At 36.9% G+C, this 14,403-nt stretch carries 15 protein-coding genes; 6 read left to right on the top strand and 9 right to left on the bottom strand.

Features of this window, described 5'->3' with window-relative positions:
- Window positions 1–210: 210 nt before the first annotated feature.
- The 8 genes from FS458_RS02290 to FS458_RS20930 all read right to left on the bottom strand — a co-directional run bounded on the left by FS458_RS02290 (window position 211) and on the right by FS458_RS20930 (window position 6,901).
- Window positions 211–474, bottom strand: a complete 264-nt coding sequence (locus FS458_RS02290; RefSeq protein ID WP_144697429.1) for a hypothetical protein — start codon at window positions 472–474, stop codon at window positions 211–213.
- Between the two features lie 19 nt (window positions 475–493).
- Window positions 494–727, bottom strand: a complete 234-nt coding sequence (locus FS458_RS02285) for a hypothetical protein (protein WP_144697426.1) — start codon at window positions 725–727, stop codon at window positions 494–496.
- Between the two features lie 52 nt (window positions 728–779).
- A complete protein-coding gene (locus FS458_RS02280; protein ID WP_144697423.1) occupies window positions 780–2,861 on the bottom strand; it encodes an SA1320 family protein in 2,082 nt (693 codons plus the stop codon).
- 15 nt (window positions 2,862–2,876) lie between these two features.
- On the bottom strand, window positions 2,877–3,779 hold the full coding sequence (locus FS458_RS02275; protein ID WP_144697421.1) for a DUF1672 family protein: 903 nt from the start codon (window positions 3,777–3,779) through the stop codon (window positions 2,877–2,879).
- 387 nt (window positions 3,780–4,166) lie between these two features.
- On the bottom strand, window positions 4,167–5,045 hold the full coding sequence (locus FS458_RS02270; protein WP_144697418.1) for a DUF1672 family protein: 879 nt from the start codon (window positions 5,043–5,045) through the stop codon (window positions 4,167–4,169).
- A gap of 41 nt (window positions 5,046–5,086) precedes the next feature.
- Window positions 5,087–5,938 (bottom strand): DUF1672 family protein, encoded by an 852-nt coding sequence (locus FS458_RS02265; protein ID WP_186320417.1) that lies wholly within the window; start codon window positions 5,936–5,938, stop codon window positions 5,087–5,089.
- Window positions 5,939–6,017: 79 nt separating this feature from the next.
- The gene (locus tag FS458_RS02260) at window positions 6,018–6,743 is read right to left on the bottom strand and encodes a DUF1672 domain-containing protein (RefSeq protein WP_260858745.1); all 726 of its coding nucleotides are present in this window, start codon (window positions 6,741–6,743) and stop codon (window positions 6,018–6,020) included.
- The gene (locus tag FS458_RS20930; RefSeq protein WP_260858274.1) at window positions 6,716–6,901 is read right to left on the bottom strand and encodes a hypothetical protein; all 186 of its coding nucleotides are present in this window, start codon (window positions 6,899–6,901) and stop codon (window positions 6,716–6,718) included. Before FS458_RS20930 ends, FS458_RS02260 begins: the two co-directional genes overlap by 28 nt.
- A 691-nt stretch (window positions 6,902–7,592) precedes the next feature.
- Between FS458_RS20930 and FS458_RS02255 the strand changes: the two genes are divergently transcribed.
- From FS458_RS02255 to FS458_RS02230, 6 genes are all read left to right on the top strand, one after another.
- Window positions 7,593–8,516: a DUF2046 domain-containing protein gene (locus FS458_RS02255; protein WP_186320416.1), complete on the top strand. Its 924-nt coding sequence runs from the start codon at window positions 7,593–7,595 to the stop codon at window positions 8,514–8,516.
- Between the two features lie 103 nt (window positions 8,517–8,619).
- On the top strand, window positions 8,620–8,835 hold the full coding sequence (locus tag FS458_RS02250) for an AbrB/MazE/SpoVT family DNA-binding domain-containing protein (protein ID WP_144697405.1): 216 nt from the start codon (window positions 8,620–8,622) through the stop codon (window positions 8,833–8,835).
- Window positions 8,836–9,174: 339 nt separating this feature from the next.
- Entirely contained in the window at window positions 9,175–10,074 is a 900-nt protein-coding gene (locus FS458_RS02245) for an LCP family protein (RefSeq protein ID WP_260858272.1), read from the top strand.
- Window positions 10,075–10,325: 251 nt separating this feature from the next.
- Window positions 10,326–10,628, top strand: coding sequence for a DUF3846 domain-containing protein (locus FS458_RS02240; protein ID WP_066398540.1), 303 nt, complete (start codon window positions 10,326–10,328; stop codon window positions 10,626–10,628).
- 193 nt (window positions 10,629–10,821) lie between these two features.
- Entirely contained in the window at window positions 10,822–12,495 is a 1,674-nt protein-coding gene (locus FS458_RS02235; protein WP_228116141.1) for a bifunctional metallophosphatase/5'-nucleotidase, read from the top strand.
- 382 nt (window positions 12,496–12,877) lie between these two features.
- Window positions 12,878–13,807, top strand: coding sequence for a hypothetical protein (locus FS458_RS02230; RefSeq protein WP_144697399.1), 930 nt, complete (start codon window positions 12,878–12,880; stop codon window positions 13,805–13,807).
- Between the two features lie 52 nt (window positions 13,808–13,859).
- On the opposite strand, the gene FS458_RS02225 is transcribed toward FS458_RS02230, so the two are convergent.
- Complete coding sequence (locus FS458_RS02225; protein ID WP_144697396.1) at window positions 13,860–14,381, bottom strand: DUF3916 domain-containing protein; 522 nt, start codon at window positions 14,379–14,381, stop codon at window positions 13,860–13,862.
- Between the last annotated feature and the right edge of the window lie 22 nt (window positions 14,382–14,403).

Genomic DNA, 14,403 nt, shown 5'->3' with positions numbered 1-14,403 from the left:
CATTGTTTTCAATAAACCAAAGGAAATAATACCATTTTAGTTATTATTTATATATAGTACTTATTACCTCATTTATTGTAATTATTGTAAATTTCCAGAGGATATAAATTTAATAGAAAGAAGTTTTGGATGTATGAAGAAGCGGAAAACAACGTGGATTTGAAAAATAAAAGGAAGTATGGAATTCCCATACTTCCTTACCTATTACTATTAATTTTCATATTTGCTTACCTTTAATGGAATCGTAACAAAATACAGATCTACAGCATAATAGGTCACCCAGATTCCTATTCCTTGTGCAGCAAGCTCTTTATTCATTTGAGATAAATGTTCATTTACCTTTCTGATCCCGAAACGGCCTGGAAACCATGAGAATATAGCGGGTACCTTGTATTTTCTATTATATAATTTTTGCAAGAAGATAAATAAGCTTAAAAACAATAAGACTATGATGATACTTATCAAATCATCCATTTACTTATTCACCTCTTTATTAACCTCTTTCCTTATATTTCCGATAGGCATAAGCACCAATAGTGACGATGAGACCAATAATAATTGAAGTAGGAACGGCTGCCATAAATCCATAAACAATTGCAAACCCTTTACCATCAGCGTCTGAAGGATCCCTAGTAGGTATACGAGATACCCAAATAAGTAAACCGGCAATTAAAAGAATAAAAGAGATGAAAGAGGCCACAAAAAAATAAAGGACATTCTTTGCCATTATTTTAATTCTCCTAAATTACGATTGTAGATAATTAAAATACATATCGAGGTTAACCATACGTCCCGCGTTCTGTTTGCTCATGCATCACGAGCATATTGTTTTTTACATGTTGTGAGATTTCACTCAAGGCATCAATCGCGAGTCCTTTGTTATGGGTCAGTTGATAAACGATGTCTTTGAATAGCATATCCATTTCCTCAAGGATGCCGGTTGCCGCCGTATTATATAAGTAGATATTGAAATAGTTAGTTTGACTGAACAAAGCAGATTTCAGGTATGGCTTAAACTTTTGGATAAGTCCAGGAAAGAAAACAATTAGGTTATCGAGTCCACGCCGAAGACCTTCTACGGTATCAGCAAGTTCATCCAGAGGTTCGAGCGCGTCATTGACCATCGCACGAAGCTTATCGTCGAAGTCCGTGAACATACCAGCCAATTTAACAGGTAAGCTTCCGTTTAAAATGACAAACACCGCACCTTTTATCGTATTAGATATGCCTTCTAATACGCTTTCCAACATGGCGGCAATTCCCTCTAGCCCAACGAGCAGTGGCAATAAAAATTTATGCGCGAAATCTCCGAAAGCGGCTATAGAGAGCTCTAGCTGAATATCGAGAATTTTCATCCCCATCTTCAGATAAGGAGAATCTAGCATTTTGAAATCCTCACTAGATCCAAAGTTAGGTATAATAATTGACTGAGGGACACCAGTTGAGATGCCGCTTGCGAGCAGCTTGTCTCTTTCTGTAAAATTGTCAGCCGTTGCTGTAACATCTGTGCTGTAAGAATCCATGTGCTTTTTAACCGTTGTATTGTTCTTACTTAGAATCTTGTAATGAGCCATAAACTCACCAACTACAGCATCGGTAAAATGATCGGTCCCACCTTCAAAAAGTTCAGGGATCTTTTGCGTTACCATTCTGGGAAGTGTATCGGTTAGATCTTCAACGTTTGAGCGCAGATTGTAAAGAAAGTTTCTGGCGTCTCCAAAAAGTGATTCTACGTTTATATTTTTGTTCATTAGAAATTCCACAAGCTCCGCAGGTGGAGAGTTCAAGAAATAATTTAACGATTGAACTTTGGATTCCGCGCTATCTAATAATGTGATGAGATGGTAGATCTCTGTTTTGATAACGTTACCCGTTGTGGTAATTCCTGCGAATAGAGGATTTTCAGCCGCCTCCTCAAACATATCGCGGAAAGTCTGTTGCAGCGTATGAAGTCGCTCATAATAACGGCTTCCTTCGTGATCCACGATATCAGCAGAGTTCTGTAAGTACGAATGAACATATCCCATTCGGGTGCCTACATAACCTTCTAAAGACTTTGAAAGCTTGTGCATGTTCTCTGTATTCATGTCGATACGCTCAGAACTTCCTGTATGAAGGGAATGTCCCGTCCAGATACTCGATACGACGCTTGAGTCGGCTTCATCGAAATGAATCTTCCCAAATCCAGGCTCACCAGGTTCACCGATCACATAAACCAGCTTACCGGTTTCATCCTTACCAATATATCCGGTATGATTGTTAGCAAAATGCATCATATTCGGAATTCCATGATTGATTTCAATTTGTTTTCCAGGGATACGATGACCGAGCATTAAGCCGGTTTCGAGACTCGTTAAAACGTCATATCGGCCAAAATAGTTCGTGATGTTATCATACTCTTTACCGTAATCTACGACACCTTCTGGCAGCATAGCGGGGTTTAGCGTTACCGTTTTAACATCAGGATTCGCTACCCCTACCGCATTTGCGTTTCCGCCGCCAAGTGAGTTACCGCACACATAGGAGATGTTTCCATACTTCTTTTCCATATCATCGAAATAATCGCGAGCTGCCTCAACTTGTGCTGGAACCATATCACTTAACAGCTGGAGGTCAGTTAGCAAATCTTTCTTATCCCCCGTGTCGGTACCCGTATAAGCGACGACCACTTCTTTCGTATCGTTTGATGCAAGAGTGATTGCGTTTAAACCATTTACTTCTGATTCTTTTACATCTAAGACGCGGTACGAATTTCCGTTGACTTCAACAACTTGGTTAACTTCGTATTCTTGGTAGGCATGAAATCCCGAAATTTCAACTAAGTCTTGATCGGTAACTGTTTTCGTTTGGGTCTTAATCATATTAACCTCCTATCGCTAAGGCTTTTTAATTTCATTCGGATAATTAAGTTCTAGTTTGTTTTCTTTTGTATTGTTGGCACTGCCTTTATTAATGGTGTTGTCGTTTAGGAACACGCTATACGAACCAGGTGATAGATTCTCCATCTTTTCAAGATCAGCTACCATCTGATCAAAAATCTTCTGATCAGGCTTTGCACCTTTTTCTTTCATATATAACTGAATCGTGATTAAGAAGTCTTCTGGACTGGCTTGAAGATTTTTCGCTTCCGCCTGCCACTCTTCCTTCGTTTTTTGAGGATCGTTTATATACGCTTCATAAAGACCATCTAGACTTTTCCCTGCTATGGAGATGTAATAATACGGTGTCGTAAACCCTGTTGAAGACGTTTTTTGTATCGCTTCTTCTTGTTTTCCTACTACCGGATGTTCTTTTACAACACCTTCAAGATAAGTATCAAGTGTTTTTAGCTGCTCCTCATAGATCATGGCATACAAGCCGCTCTTGATCGATAATTCGACTTGTCCTTCTTCCGTCCAGATGCCTTCTGGCCGTACTTTGCCTTTGTTATCGATCGGAATCACAGCAAACGTGTGAAAACGTGGTTCGTCGATCGATTCTACAAACACACTCGCTCCGTCTTTGTTGCCGACAATGTTATGTACTTTTACATTTGTTTTGTATGTATCTAAGAAGAATTTTTCTGTTGAAGAAACAACTTTTTCACGGCTATCCTCAGCGATCTTGTCGTTTTCTTTTCCGTTTGGCAAGTCATACCCTTCGCCAGTATACCCCTGAACACTCACAAGTGGATTGTCTTCCTTTTTCACCGTTTCTGTTGCCCCTTTCATACAACCTCCAAGTAGCATGATGCCAATAAGAGAAGCTGTAATCATTCCCGTCTTTTTTGTGTGTAACATATGTATGAACCTCCCTGGTTGGTGAGAAATGTGATATCAAGTATACGTCCTATATTATTGTAAAGTTACACATTATTACCTGCCACCTAATATATACCCATAAAAAGTAAAAAAACAACATCAAATGGCTGATGTTGCTGTGAGGTTTTTACTATTTATTTTAATGATATTGGTAATTATTTAAGTATATCGAAAAATTTATTATTCTACTAAGGTTTCATCTATCATTGATTTGTATGTTCTAGATTTGTTTTCCTTTGTATTGTTGGCACTGCCTTTATTAATGGAGTTATCGTTAAGTATTACGCTATAAAAACCAGGAGATAGATTCTACATCTTTTCAAGATCACCTACTAATTGATCAAACATTTGTTACGTCACTTCTGGCTAATTTTTGATTATATAATTTGGATTTCTCCGCATAAGAGTATTGTCTTTTTTGCCATATCCTTCTTCTTTGGAAATGAAATTATCATTAAGTATGATCGTATAATACCCTGGTGGTAGGTTTTCCATTTCTTCAATATCTGCTATAAGCTCATCAAATACCTTTTGATCAGGTTCTTGTTTTTCCTTCATAAATAGTTCAATAACAATCCTAAATTCTTTGGGATCAGCTGATAAAGACTGAGCTTTCGCCTCATATTCTTCTTTTACTGTTTCGGGATTTTCTAGATACTGACTGAGAAATGGTTCAAGACTATCTCCAGGAATCGTTATGTAATAATACCGAGTCGTATATCCTGTTGAGGATGTGTTTTCATACGCCTCTTCTCGGAGTCCAATTACAGGATGCTTCTTAACAAATGCTTTAAGATAGTTATCCAATCTGTTGAGTTTTTCTTCATGAATTAACGCATAAATCCCGCTTTTTATACTACCTTCCACTTCACCTTCTTGGGTCCAAATTCCTTCTGGCCGCACGTTTTCTTGCGTATCAATTGGGATGACAGCGAATGTGTGAAAATGAGGTTCTCCAACAGATTCCACATATACTGACGCACCGTCTTTATTCCCTACAATGTTGTTAACCTTCACTTTTGTTTTGTATTTTTTGAGAAAAAACTCTTTCGTTCCTGTAATTACTTTCTCTTTGCTAGCTTCAGCAATTTTATCGTTCTTGTCACCGTTCGGCAGTCTGAATTCCTTGCCTGTGTAATCCTGAACCCGAACATATGGATTTTCTTCCTTTTTTTCTAATAAGCTGCAGCCTCCGAGTAGCAGGATGCCCAACAAAGCAAATCCGGTCTTTCTTGTAAGTATCATTCATACGATCCTCCCTGTTTCATTAGATCATACACCTCAGTTTACTTTTTAATAATATAATTTGGAATTCCACGCATAAGAGTATTGTCTTTTTGGCTGTGACCATTTTCCTTTTGTATGTAATTATCATTAAGTATTACTGTGTAAAGACCAGGAGGAAGACCATCCATTTTTTCTATATCCGCTTCAAGCTCATCAAAAATCTTCTGATCAGGTTCTTTGTTTTCTTCTTTCATGAATAATTCAATGACTATACGATAATCTTCTGGATTAAAGGTTAAAGACTGAGATTGTTTCTGATACACTTCCTTTTTTGTTTCAGGGTTCCTTACATACTGATCTCTGTAGGAGTTAAGACTGTCTCCAAAGTTAATAATGTAATAATAAGGTGTTGTATAGCCTGTTGATGAAGTATTCTTAAATGTTTCTTCTCTACGGCCGACAACAGGATGCTTCTTGATGAATTCATTTAGATAATGATTCAAATTATTTAATTTCTCTTCATGAATTAAAGCATAGATGCCACTCTCGATATCGCCTTCCACTTCACGTTCCTGGGTCCAAATACCATCTGGCCGCACGTTTTCTTGTGTATCAATTGGGATCACAGCGAATGTGTGAAAATGAAGTTCTCCAACAGATTCCACATACACAGTAGCACCGTCTCTATTCCCCACAATGTTGTTAACCTTCACTTTTGCTTTATATTTTTCAAGAAAAAAGGCTTCCGTTCCTGAAACCACTTTCTCTCTGTTTGCTTCAGCAATTTTGTCGTTCTTATCACCATTCGGCAGTCTGAATTCCTTGCCTGTGTAATCCTGAACACGAGCATATGGATTTTCTTCCTTTTTTTCTAGTAAGCTGCAGCCTCCGAGTAGTAGGATGCTTAACAAAGCGAATAAAACATTTCGATTTTTCTTGTAATTATCATTTATACGATCCTCCCTGTTTCATTAGATAAAACACCATAGGTTACTCCTTAATAATATAATCAGGATTTACGCGCATAAGAGTATTGTCTTTTTGGCTGTGACCATTTTCTTTTTGTATGTAATTATCATTAAGTATTACTGTGTAAGAACCAGGAGGAAGTCCATCCCTTTTTTCGATATCCGCTTCAAGCTCATCAAAAATCTTTTGATCAGGTTCTTTGTTTTCTTCTTTCATAAATAATTCAATTACAATGTTGTAATATTCCGGATCAAAAGTTAAAGACTGAGATTGTTTCTGATACACTTCCTTTTTTGTTTCAGGGTTCCTTAAATACTGATCTTTATAGGAGCTAAGACTGTCTCCAAAATTAATAACGTAATAATAAGGTGTTGTATAACCTGTTGAAGAAGTATTCTTAATTACTTCCTCTCTACGACCGACTACAGGATGCTTCTTGATGAATTCATTTAGATAATTATTAATTTTTTTTAATTTCTCCTCATGAATTAAAGCATATATCCCACTCTCGATATTGCCTTCCACTTCACCTTCTAGGGTCCATATACCATCTGGTCGCACGTTTTCTTGCGTATCAATTGGAATAACAGCGAATGTGTGAAAATGAGGTTCTCCAACAGATTCCACATATACAGTAGCACCGTCTTTATTCCCCACAATGTTGTTAACCTTCACTTTTGTATTATATTTTTTCAGAAAGAACTCTTCCGTTCCTGAAATCACTTTCTCTCTGCTTCTCTCAGCAATTTTGTCGTTCTCATCACCATTCTGCAGCCTGAATTCCTTGCCTGTGTAATCCTGACGCGAACATATGAATTCCCCCCTTTTTTTCCAGTAAAACCACAGCCTCCTAGTAGGATGATGCTAATAAAAGAAACTACCATCCTCTTTTTTATGGATAACATATGTATGAACCTCCTGTTAATTTAGACTTACATGCAAATTTAGCTTGTGTACGGAACAATGAGAGTGCAATTTTTTAGCTAATTCTTAATAATATAATCTGGATTTATACGCATGAGCGTATTGTCTTTTTCCCATATCCTTTTCCTTAGGAAATGAAATTATCATTAAGTATGATTTATTAATACCCTGGTGGTTTGAGTTTTTTTATGAATTAACGCATAAATCCCGCTTTATACTTCCTTCCACTTCACCTTCCTGTGTCCAAACACCCTCTGAACGCACTTCATTGGATGGACAAACATTAGAATATATTTAACTGATTCACTTAATTTAATTCTCTCACACGAATCCCCATTGCATTATGTATATACATTTGACAAAATAACAAAAAAAAACACAAATTCATTACTTTAGTCGCTATAACCTAGTGTTTAATGTTCTTCCAAAAGCACAAAAAATTAAAATATTGACAAATATTTACTTATAATTGTAATATTATACTTAAGTTGTTCTTTCTAAAGAACGTATACGTAAATATACCTATGTGGAAAAACATTATATTTTTTTATAATAAGTAATAACAAGTAATTACATACGGTTTAGTATACGAAGTTTAGAAAAAGCTACATTAAATAATGGAAGGTTGGGATCTTGATGGGAGTTTTATCAACAAAGGTAATAGCAGGGGTAGTGGCAGGGACTGTAACACTTGGAACAATAGGAGTAGTGTTTACTGGAGGAGATACAGTAGACAATGTAAAATATCAACTGGTTGACATGAAAAATAAGATTGTTAGCTATGAACAAAGCGAGTTTGGCTTACTTGAAAAAATTGGATTAATTAAAGCGGATGCTACTACTAAGTTAACAGACGCAAATGGTAAGATTGTAGATGCTAAAACTAAGATTAAAGATCTTGAAGCGGAAAAAAGGTTATTACAAACTCAAATTGATCACTTAAACGATGAAGTTACAGGACTAAAAGCAGACCTTACTACTGCAAATGCTACGATTGAATCAAAAAATGCAGAGATTGACAGATTAAAAGGGGAACTTCAAGGAGTGAATACTCAGCTAGCAACTCTTCAAGCTGAATACGACACATTGCTCGCAAATTATAACGCACTGGTTGCAGAGAATGATAATTTAAAAACAGAAGCTAACCGTGCAAATGCTGAAATCGAAGAAGCTAACGACAAGGTAGCTGAACTACAAGAAACTTCTACTGAAGTGTCAGCAGCTATTGAAGGTAAAGCACCTCTAACTGAGTCTGAGCTTGATGCAATCGGAACAGTTAATTCACCAGTAGTACATGATGCTGAATTAGTCGTACAAAATTTAAATCTCACATACATTCAAGACGGTCAATCAGAAACATTCAAAGCTGCACACCCTGATCTTAATATCCAAGAAGGCGATCGTGTATGGCGTGTTACCAATAACAATAAATTTAAAGTGTATGTTGAATGGCAATTTGCTGGCGGTGGAACAACTGGCGAGCTAGTAGCAAACCCATCACAAACTTTTTATATGACTGGTAAAGGCGGAACAATGATAATTAAGTGGCAAGATGAAAATGGAGTATGGAAGCAATCAGTAAAAGCAGGAGCATAAGTAAAACTCTAGGCGTGTATACAAATAAATAGTAAGAATGTATGATAAGGTGGAGGCATAGTCCTTCACCTATTTCTATACATGCTAAAGGAGAGAAATTAATATGGAGGTAGAGAGAAAAATTAGACGAATAGGCAACTCATTAGGAGTTCATATTCCATCAAAGATAATAAAACAGATGGAATTAGAAGAAGGAGATGCTGTTTACGTCTCCTATAAAGAAGATAAGATTATAATAACTAAATCTACAGATGAGGTTACTGACGAATTAAAGAATAAGGTTATTCAAATCTTAGATGAATACCTAGAGAAGAAATAAGACTCTGCTCAAATGTGGAGTGTTTTTTTATACACAACTATCTATTTCTTTCTTTATACATCTATATTTTCTATACCTGTATAATTTACAGTAGGATTCTTTTATCTTTGTTGAAACTAATCCTCTTATTCTCACCTTGTCCCCCTTGTTACTCTTCATATAAGACTTTAATAGCCCCTTAAACCTAACCGTAAAACCTTTGGTAAACATACAACTGAAAGCGTTAATTAATAGGAATTTAGATATATCTATTGATGTATCTATTTTATTCATTAATTAGCCCCATGTTATACTGCCAATAGAGTCATTATTTTACATAAGAAAGAAGCGATGACGTACATGAAGAAGTTTCTTATTGTGACAGGAGTATTAGTTGGACTCGTACTATTAGGTCTTGGGGGCTATGCCTACTACCTATATGATACGGCTAAGGATGCAGTCAATGACATGCACGAAAAAGTAGAGACTGACAAGCCAAAGCCCGTGATTACAGGTAAGAAGAAAGACCTGAAACCAATCTCTATCCTATTATTAGGAGTGGATGAACGGGAGGGTGACCGAGGACGATCGGATACTATGATTGTCGTTGCCATCGATCCAAAGAGTGAAAAAATGCTCATGTTCAACATCCCTAGAGATACCCGAACCGAAATTATAGGAAAAGGGTATGAAGACAAAATCAACCACGCATACGCTTTCGGCGGAACACAAATGGCAATGGATACGGCAGAACATTTCTTAGATACATCCCTTGATTATTATGTAAAAGTGAATATGGAATCTTTCCGAGATATCGTTAATGCAGTCGGTGGTGTAGAAGTCGATAACCCAAAAGCCTTCGATTACCAAGGCTACTCTTTCCCAGCAGGCAAGCAAGAATTAGATGGAACCGAAGCCCTTGCCTATTCTCGCATGAGATATGAGGATACGAAAGGCGACCTTGGAAGAAATGATCGTCAACGCCAGATTATTACATCTATTATCAATAAAGGCGCAAACGTTTCGTCCATTACAAAGTTCGATAATATTCTAGATATCCTCGGTGAAAATGTGAAAACGAACATGACATTTGATGAGATGAAGAAAATTCAGAAGAATTATAAAGGTGCAAGACATCAAATTAACTATACGGAATTTAAGAGTACAGGGAAGATGATCGGAAACACTTGGTATGGAATTGTTGATGAATCAGAACAGCTGCGTGTGCAGAATTTATTAAAAGAGTATCTAAATAAATAGGATAATAGACTCAGATCGAATGCGCTCTGAGTTTATTTATTTACTTTTCTACACTAATAAATCCTTGTCGTAAAATGCTGAAAATTGTATGAAAATAATACATTTACTGTATAATATTTCAACTTTTATTTTTCTAACGTAATGATTTAAAAAACTTCAATTTCGACAATATCTTTCAATTTACACCTATTACCAATTTAAAAGGAATATGTTACCATTTCTTTAGTAGGGTAATAAAGGAGGGACAACTTTTGTCTACTATTTCTGTTTTAATGGTCGAGCCTTCTAAACGACCATCGATTATATCAATTGAAAATGATTTATCAACCTTTGAAAATATAGTGAACGGCCCCCTAGATATGCAGCCTTTTTTTCGTTCTCCTTACAAAATCGTCTGCAACGTGGATAACGGATACGAACTTACATATGGAAAACGCAAACCAAAAGAGAGCTTCTTTATCGTAAAGCATGATGGAGATTTCCGAAGCATCGACCGAACAGAAGCTGAAGAAGTGAGAGATCACTTAAAAGAAAAGATGAAGAAGTGGAAATAAACTTAGGAGAGTCAGCCAAATGGTTGGCTTTTTTGTATGATTTAGGCGTTTAGATGCTGTTTTGTGAAAAACAATGACCTTCCGAACTATGAATTTTACAATTTTTTATTATATTTCGACAAATTTTTTCTCCTACTTTACATTTTCTTTGATATATTTAATTCGTATGACAAATTGAAAGGATTGTGATGAGATGTCAGTTAAGAACACGTTTAAAAGATTACTAGTTAGTTCCCTTGCTGTCGGGGTTATCTCTTCCCCATTAGCAATGCCTGCTTCAGTAGATGCACACGGAAATTCGCCGAAGGATAAAACGTTCAACTTATCTATCATGCACACGAACGATTCACATGCTCGTTTGGATAATGTTGCAAAAAAGGTAACAGCCGTTAAAGAAGTTCGAGCAGCTAAGCCTGACGCATTATTGTTAGATGCAGGTGATGTTTTCTCTGGTACGCTCTATTTTAATGAGTTTAAAGGACAAGCAGATCTTGAATTTATGAATCTTATGGACTATGACCTTATGACATTCGGTAATCACGAGTTCGATCTTGGCTCAAGCCCTGAAGGCCACCAAGCATTGGCTGACTTCGTAAAGAACGCGGAGTTTCCTTTTGTCAGTACAAACGTAAACTTTTCTCAAGATCCATTATTAAAGAAATTATATAAAGGGTATTCAATCAAGCCAAAAGACGGCAATGTCTACTCTTCTGTAATGCAAAGAATTAACGGCGAGTATGTTGGGTTCATCGGTCTAACGACTGAAGAAACAGCAGATATCTCCAGTCCTGAAGGTGTAGTATTCGAAAACTACATTAAAGAAGCAGCAAAAGAAGTACGCTTGCTTCAGCTTTTTGGCGTAAATAAGATCGTGGCAATTACTCACCTTGGGTACGATGATAACCCAGAGTATGACAACGATTTAGAATTAGCTAAGTACGTTGATGGCATCGACATCATCGTTGGCGGTCACAGCCATACACAACTGGACCAGCCTGTTGTCGTGGATACGAACTATAAAGGAAAGAAAAAGAATCCAACTGTCATCGTACAAGCTTACCAATACAGCGATTTCCTAGGAACACTTGATGTTCAGTTCGATAAAAAAGGTAAAGTTGTTGGACAAGCTGGTCAGTTGATCAAGATTGCTGACAAAGCAGCAGATCCAGAAGCTGCTGAACTTCTAAAGAAATACTCAAGCAAGATAGATGAGTTAAAAAACAAACCAACTGGCGCAACAGCTGAAAAAGCACTTGAGAATCCTCGTTCAAATGATGTAGGACCAAGTGTACGAAGCAACGAAACACCGCTTGGAAACTTGATCACAGACGGTATGTTAGATAAAGCAAAAGAATACAACAAAGACGTTGTGATGGCGTTCCAAAACGGTGGCGGAATCCGTGCGCCAATCAACCAAGGTGAAATCACATACGGTGATGTATTAACGACTCTTCCTTTTGGTAACACATTAGCAACGATGAAGTTAACTGGTGCTGAAATCAAGACTGCTCTTGAGCACAGTGTAAGTCAATCTCCAAAAGAAAGCGGCGGTTTCCTACACGTGTCTGGCATGAAGTTCAAGTTCGACAGCACAAAAGCTGCTGGCAGCCGCGTAGTTTCTATGGAAGTGAAGAACGCTGATGGCACATATACAGCGATCGACACAGCAAAAGAATATGTCATTGCAACAAACGCGTTTACGGCTAAAGGCGGAGACGGATACACTGTATTCGCTGACGCTTATGCGCAAGGCCGCGTAACAGACCTAGGTGCATCCGACTGGGAAAACCTACGTGACTATGTAGCGAAATTAGTAAAAGTTGATCCACAAGTTGAAGGACGAATTGTGGATGTAGCAAAACAATAGTAATTGTGTGGAAAGCTAGCATGAAAGGTGCGGAATGCGCCTTTTGTGTTAGCTTTTTTGTTTGGGGTTTCGTTTTCGGGGTGTAAGAAGTGACTTGTGGTTGAAGTGAAGGTTGTTTTTTTGCTGGAATGTGCGGGTGTGAGCGAAACGAGGGCTAGTTGGAGTGAAACGGCGGGTTCACTGCGCGAAACTATAGTCTTTTTGAGCGAAACGGGGGCAGAATTGAGCGAACGTGTAACAAATATAAAAACACGTACCGTAAACGTGTAAAACTGGACTTTGCAAATCTATTTTTTTATTTATATAATTCTTCCACACTCATTATTTGGTACATTATAGAAGAGTATTTTTTTTATTGCAGTCAACATGGGGGATAATAATTTTGGATCGGTTATTCATTAAGGTTTATTCAGCATTAGTGGGGATTTTTGGTTTATTAGGAATAATGGCGATCTATCGCATAACAAAGGGACAGTTAGAAGAACTGACAATAATTCTGCTATGGTTTGGATTTCAAGGTCTGATCATAACTATGACTTGCGGAATTGCTTTATCTTTTTTTGTTGAATGGTTAATTAAGCAACCTGAACGAAGCGTAGTGGGAGATAACATTTCTTTTATCTGGTTCCATACTTTAGCTGGTACGGTTATACCTATATTGGGGAATATTGTGGCGTTCTTTTTTGCGATCACTCACCTGCTTATTGAGAAGGGAAAAACAAAAGAGGTCTTATTCTTCTGTATTTGGATGGTTTCATTAATTTTCACAGGGTTCATTCTTCAAATAAATAGTACTGATCATTTTAATATACAGTTGGGAGATTTGACTCCTATTTTTGTACTGATTACGATAGGATTCGGAGTTTCTGCCTATTTATTTCTTAGTGGCCATATCATGTTAAGAATTACAATCTTTCTTATAAGTATTTGTACCGTTTTTCTTCCAAGCACTTTTCATATCTTACAAGCTCATGAAGAAGCCCATACAAGTTACAAACCATATTCAGAATTAGAGTTTGTACACAATCACCTCAAGAATCGTTATTCCAATTTGAAGCTAGATATCGCTAGTAGTATTAATAGTGAAGAATCACTCCATCTCACTATACATAAAGATACGGTCGGGTTCTCGATTCCACAGATGGAAAAGTTAATACACGATACCTCTGTTAGTGACTCAGAGTTTTCCATACGATTGTATGAAGAGGAGAGAGATTTCCTTGAGATAACGGTTGATTCAGCACGTAAAGTAACAGAGTGCGAATCTTCAAATCTCAAAAAGAATATTTGTAGTGTGTTGTTAAGTAATTGATTCTACACCACTGGGGTGCACATCTTAATTAAGACGTGCACCTATTTCATTTCTAATTTATATCTCCTATTAACCAAAAGGAATATCCCTCATGCTCCCCTACTCCATCATATCCCCTAACTTTTAATTCACTAGGAATCTGTAATCCCCATTCTTTTTGAAGGTATTGTGAATTCTTATTTACGGAGTAATTCTTTAAGAAGTTACCATCATGATTCAAACCTTCATAAAAACTGTTTAATCCTGCTTTCGTATAACTAATCATGACCTCGGAATAAAATAAATCCGGTAAAGTGAAATAACAATAAATACGATATTCTTTTTCGTGTACAGATTTCTTATTACGTAAACGTCTAACAAATCCTATCACTTGCTTCATAATTTCTTTTTTATACTCGATAAGCATATTTTCATCGTAATTATTATCATCTAATGAAAAACTATATGCTCGATATCCTAGATAATTCGGACTTTTGTCTGGAGGTACTGGTAAGGATTGTGTCCACTCATCAATATCGTTCTTCATGTTTTGAAGTTTTCTTTTCATTTCCCTATATTTTTTTCCATTAGCCATACTAACACCTCGTTTTTTTCTT

It is taken from the genome of Fictibacillus phosphorivorans (assembly GCF_007673525.1).
In the GTDB taxonomy this organism is placed as follows: domain Bacteria; phylum Bacillota; class Bacilli; order Bacillales; family Fictibacillaceae; genus Fictibacillus; species Fictibacillus phosphorivorans_C.
The sequence above is the reverse complement of the archived record's forward strand: the minus strand, read 5'-3'. Positions and strand labels throughout refer to the sequence as shown.

Excerpts from the sequence above, each read along its gene's own strand:
- FS458_RS02275 (WP_144697421.1), bottom strand. The coding sequence starts at position 3,779 with ATGTTACACACAAAAAAGACGGGAATGATTACAGCTTCTCTTATTGGC.
- FS458_RS02225 (WP_144697396.1), bottom strand. The coding sequence starts at position 14,381 with ATGGCTAATGGAAAAAAATATAGGGAAATGAAAAGAAAACTTCAAAAC.
- FS458_RS02250 (WP_144697405.1), top strand. The coding sequence starts at position 8,620 with ATGGAGGTAGAGAGAAAAATTAGACGAATAGGCAACTCATTAGGAGTT.
- FS458_RS02270 (WP_144697418.1), bottom strand. The coding sequence starts at position 5,045 with ATGATACTTACAAGAAAGACCGGATTTGCTTTGTTGGGCATCCTGCTA.
- FS458_RS02280 (WP_144697423.1), bottom strand. The coding sequence starts at position 2,861 with ATGATTAAGACCCAAACGAAAACAGTTACCGATCAAGACTTAGTTGAA.
- FS458_RS02245 (WP_260858272.1), top strand. The coding sequence starts at position 9,175 with ATGAAGAAGTTTCTTATTGTGACAGGAGTATTAGTTGGACTCGTACTA.
- FS458_RS20930 (WP_260858274.1), bottom strand. The coding sequence starts at position 6,901 with ATGTTATCCATAAAAAAGAGGATGGTAGTTTCTTTTATTAGCATCATC.
- FS458_RS02290 (WP_144697429.1), bottom strand. The coding sequence starts at position 474 with ATGGATGATTTGATAAGTATCATCATAGTCTTATTGTTTTTAAGCTTA.
- FS458_RS02235 (WP_228116141.1), top strand. The coding sequence starts at position 10,822 with ATGTCAGTTAAGAACACGTTTAAAAGATTACTAGTTAGTTCCCTTGCT.
- FS458_RS02285 (WP_144697426.1), bottom strand. The coding sequence starts at position 727 with ATGGCAAAGAATGTCCTTTATTTTTTTGTGGCCTCTTTCATCTCTTTT.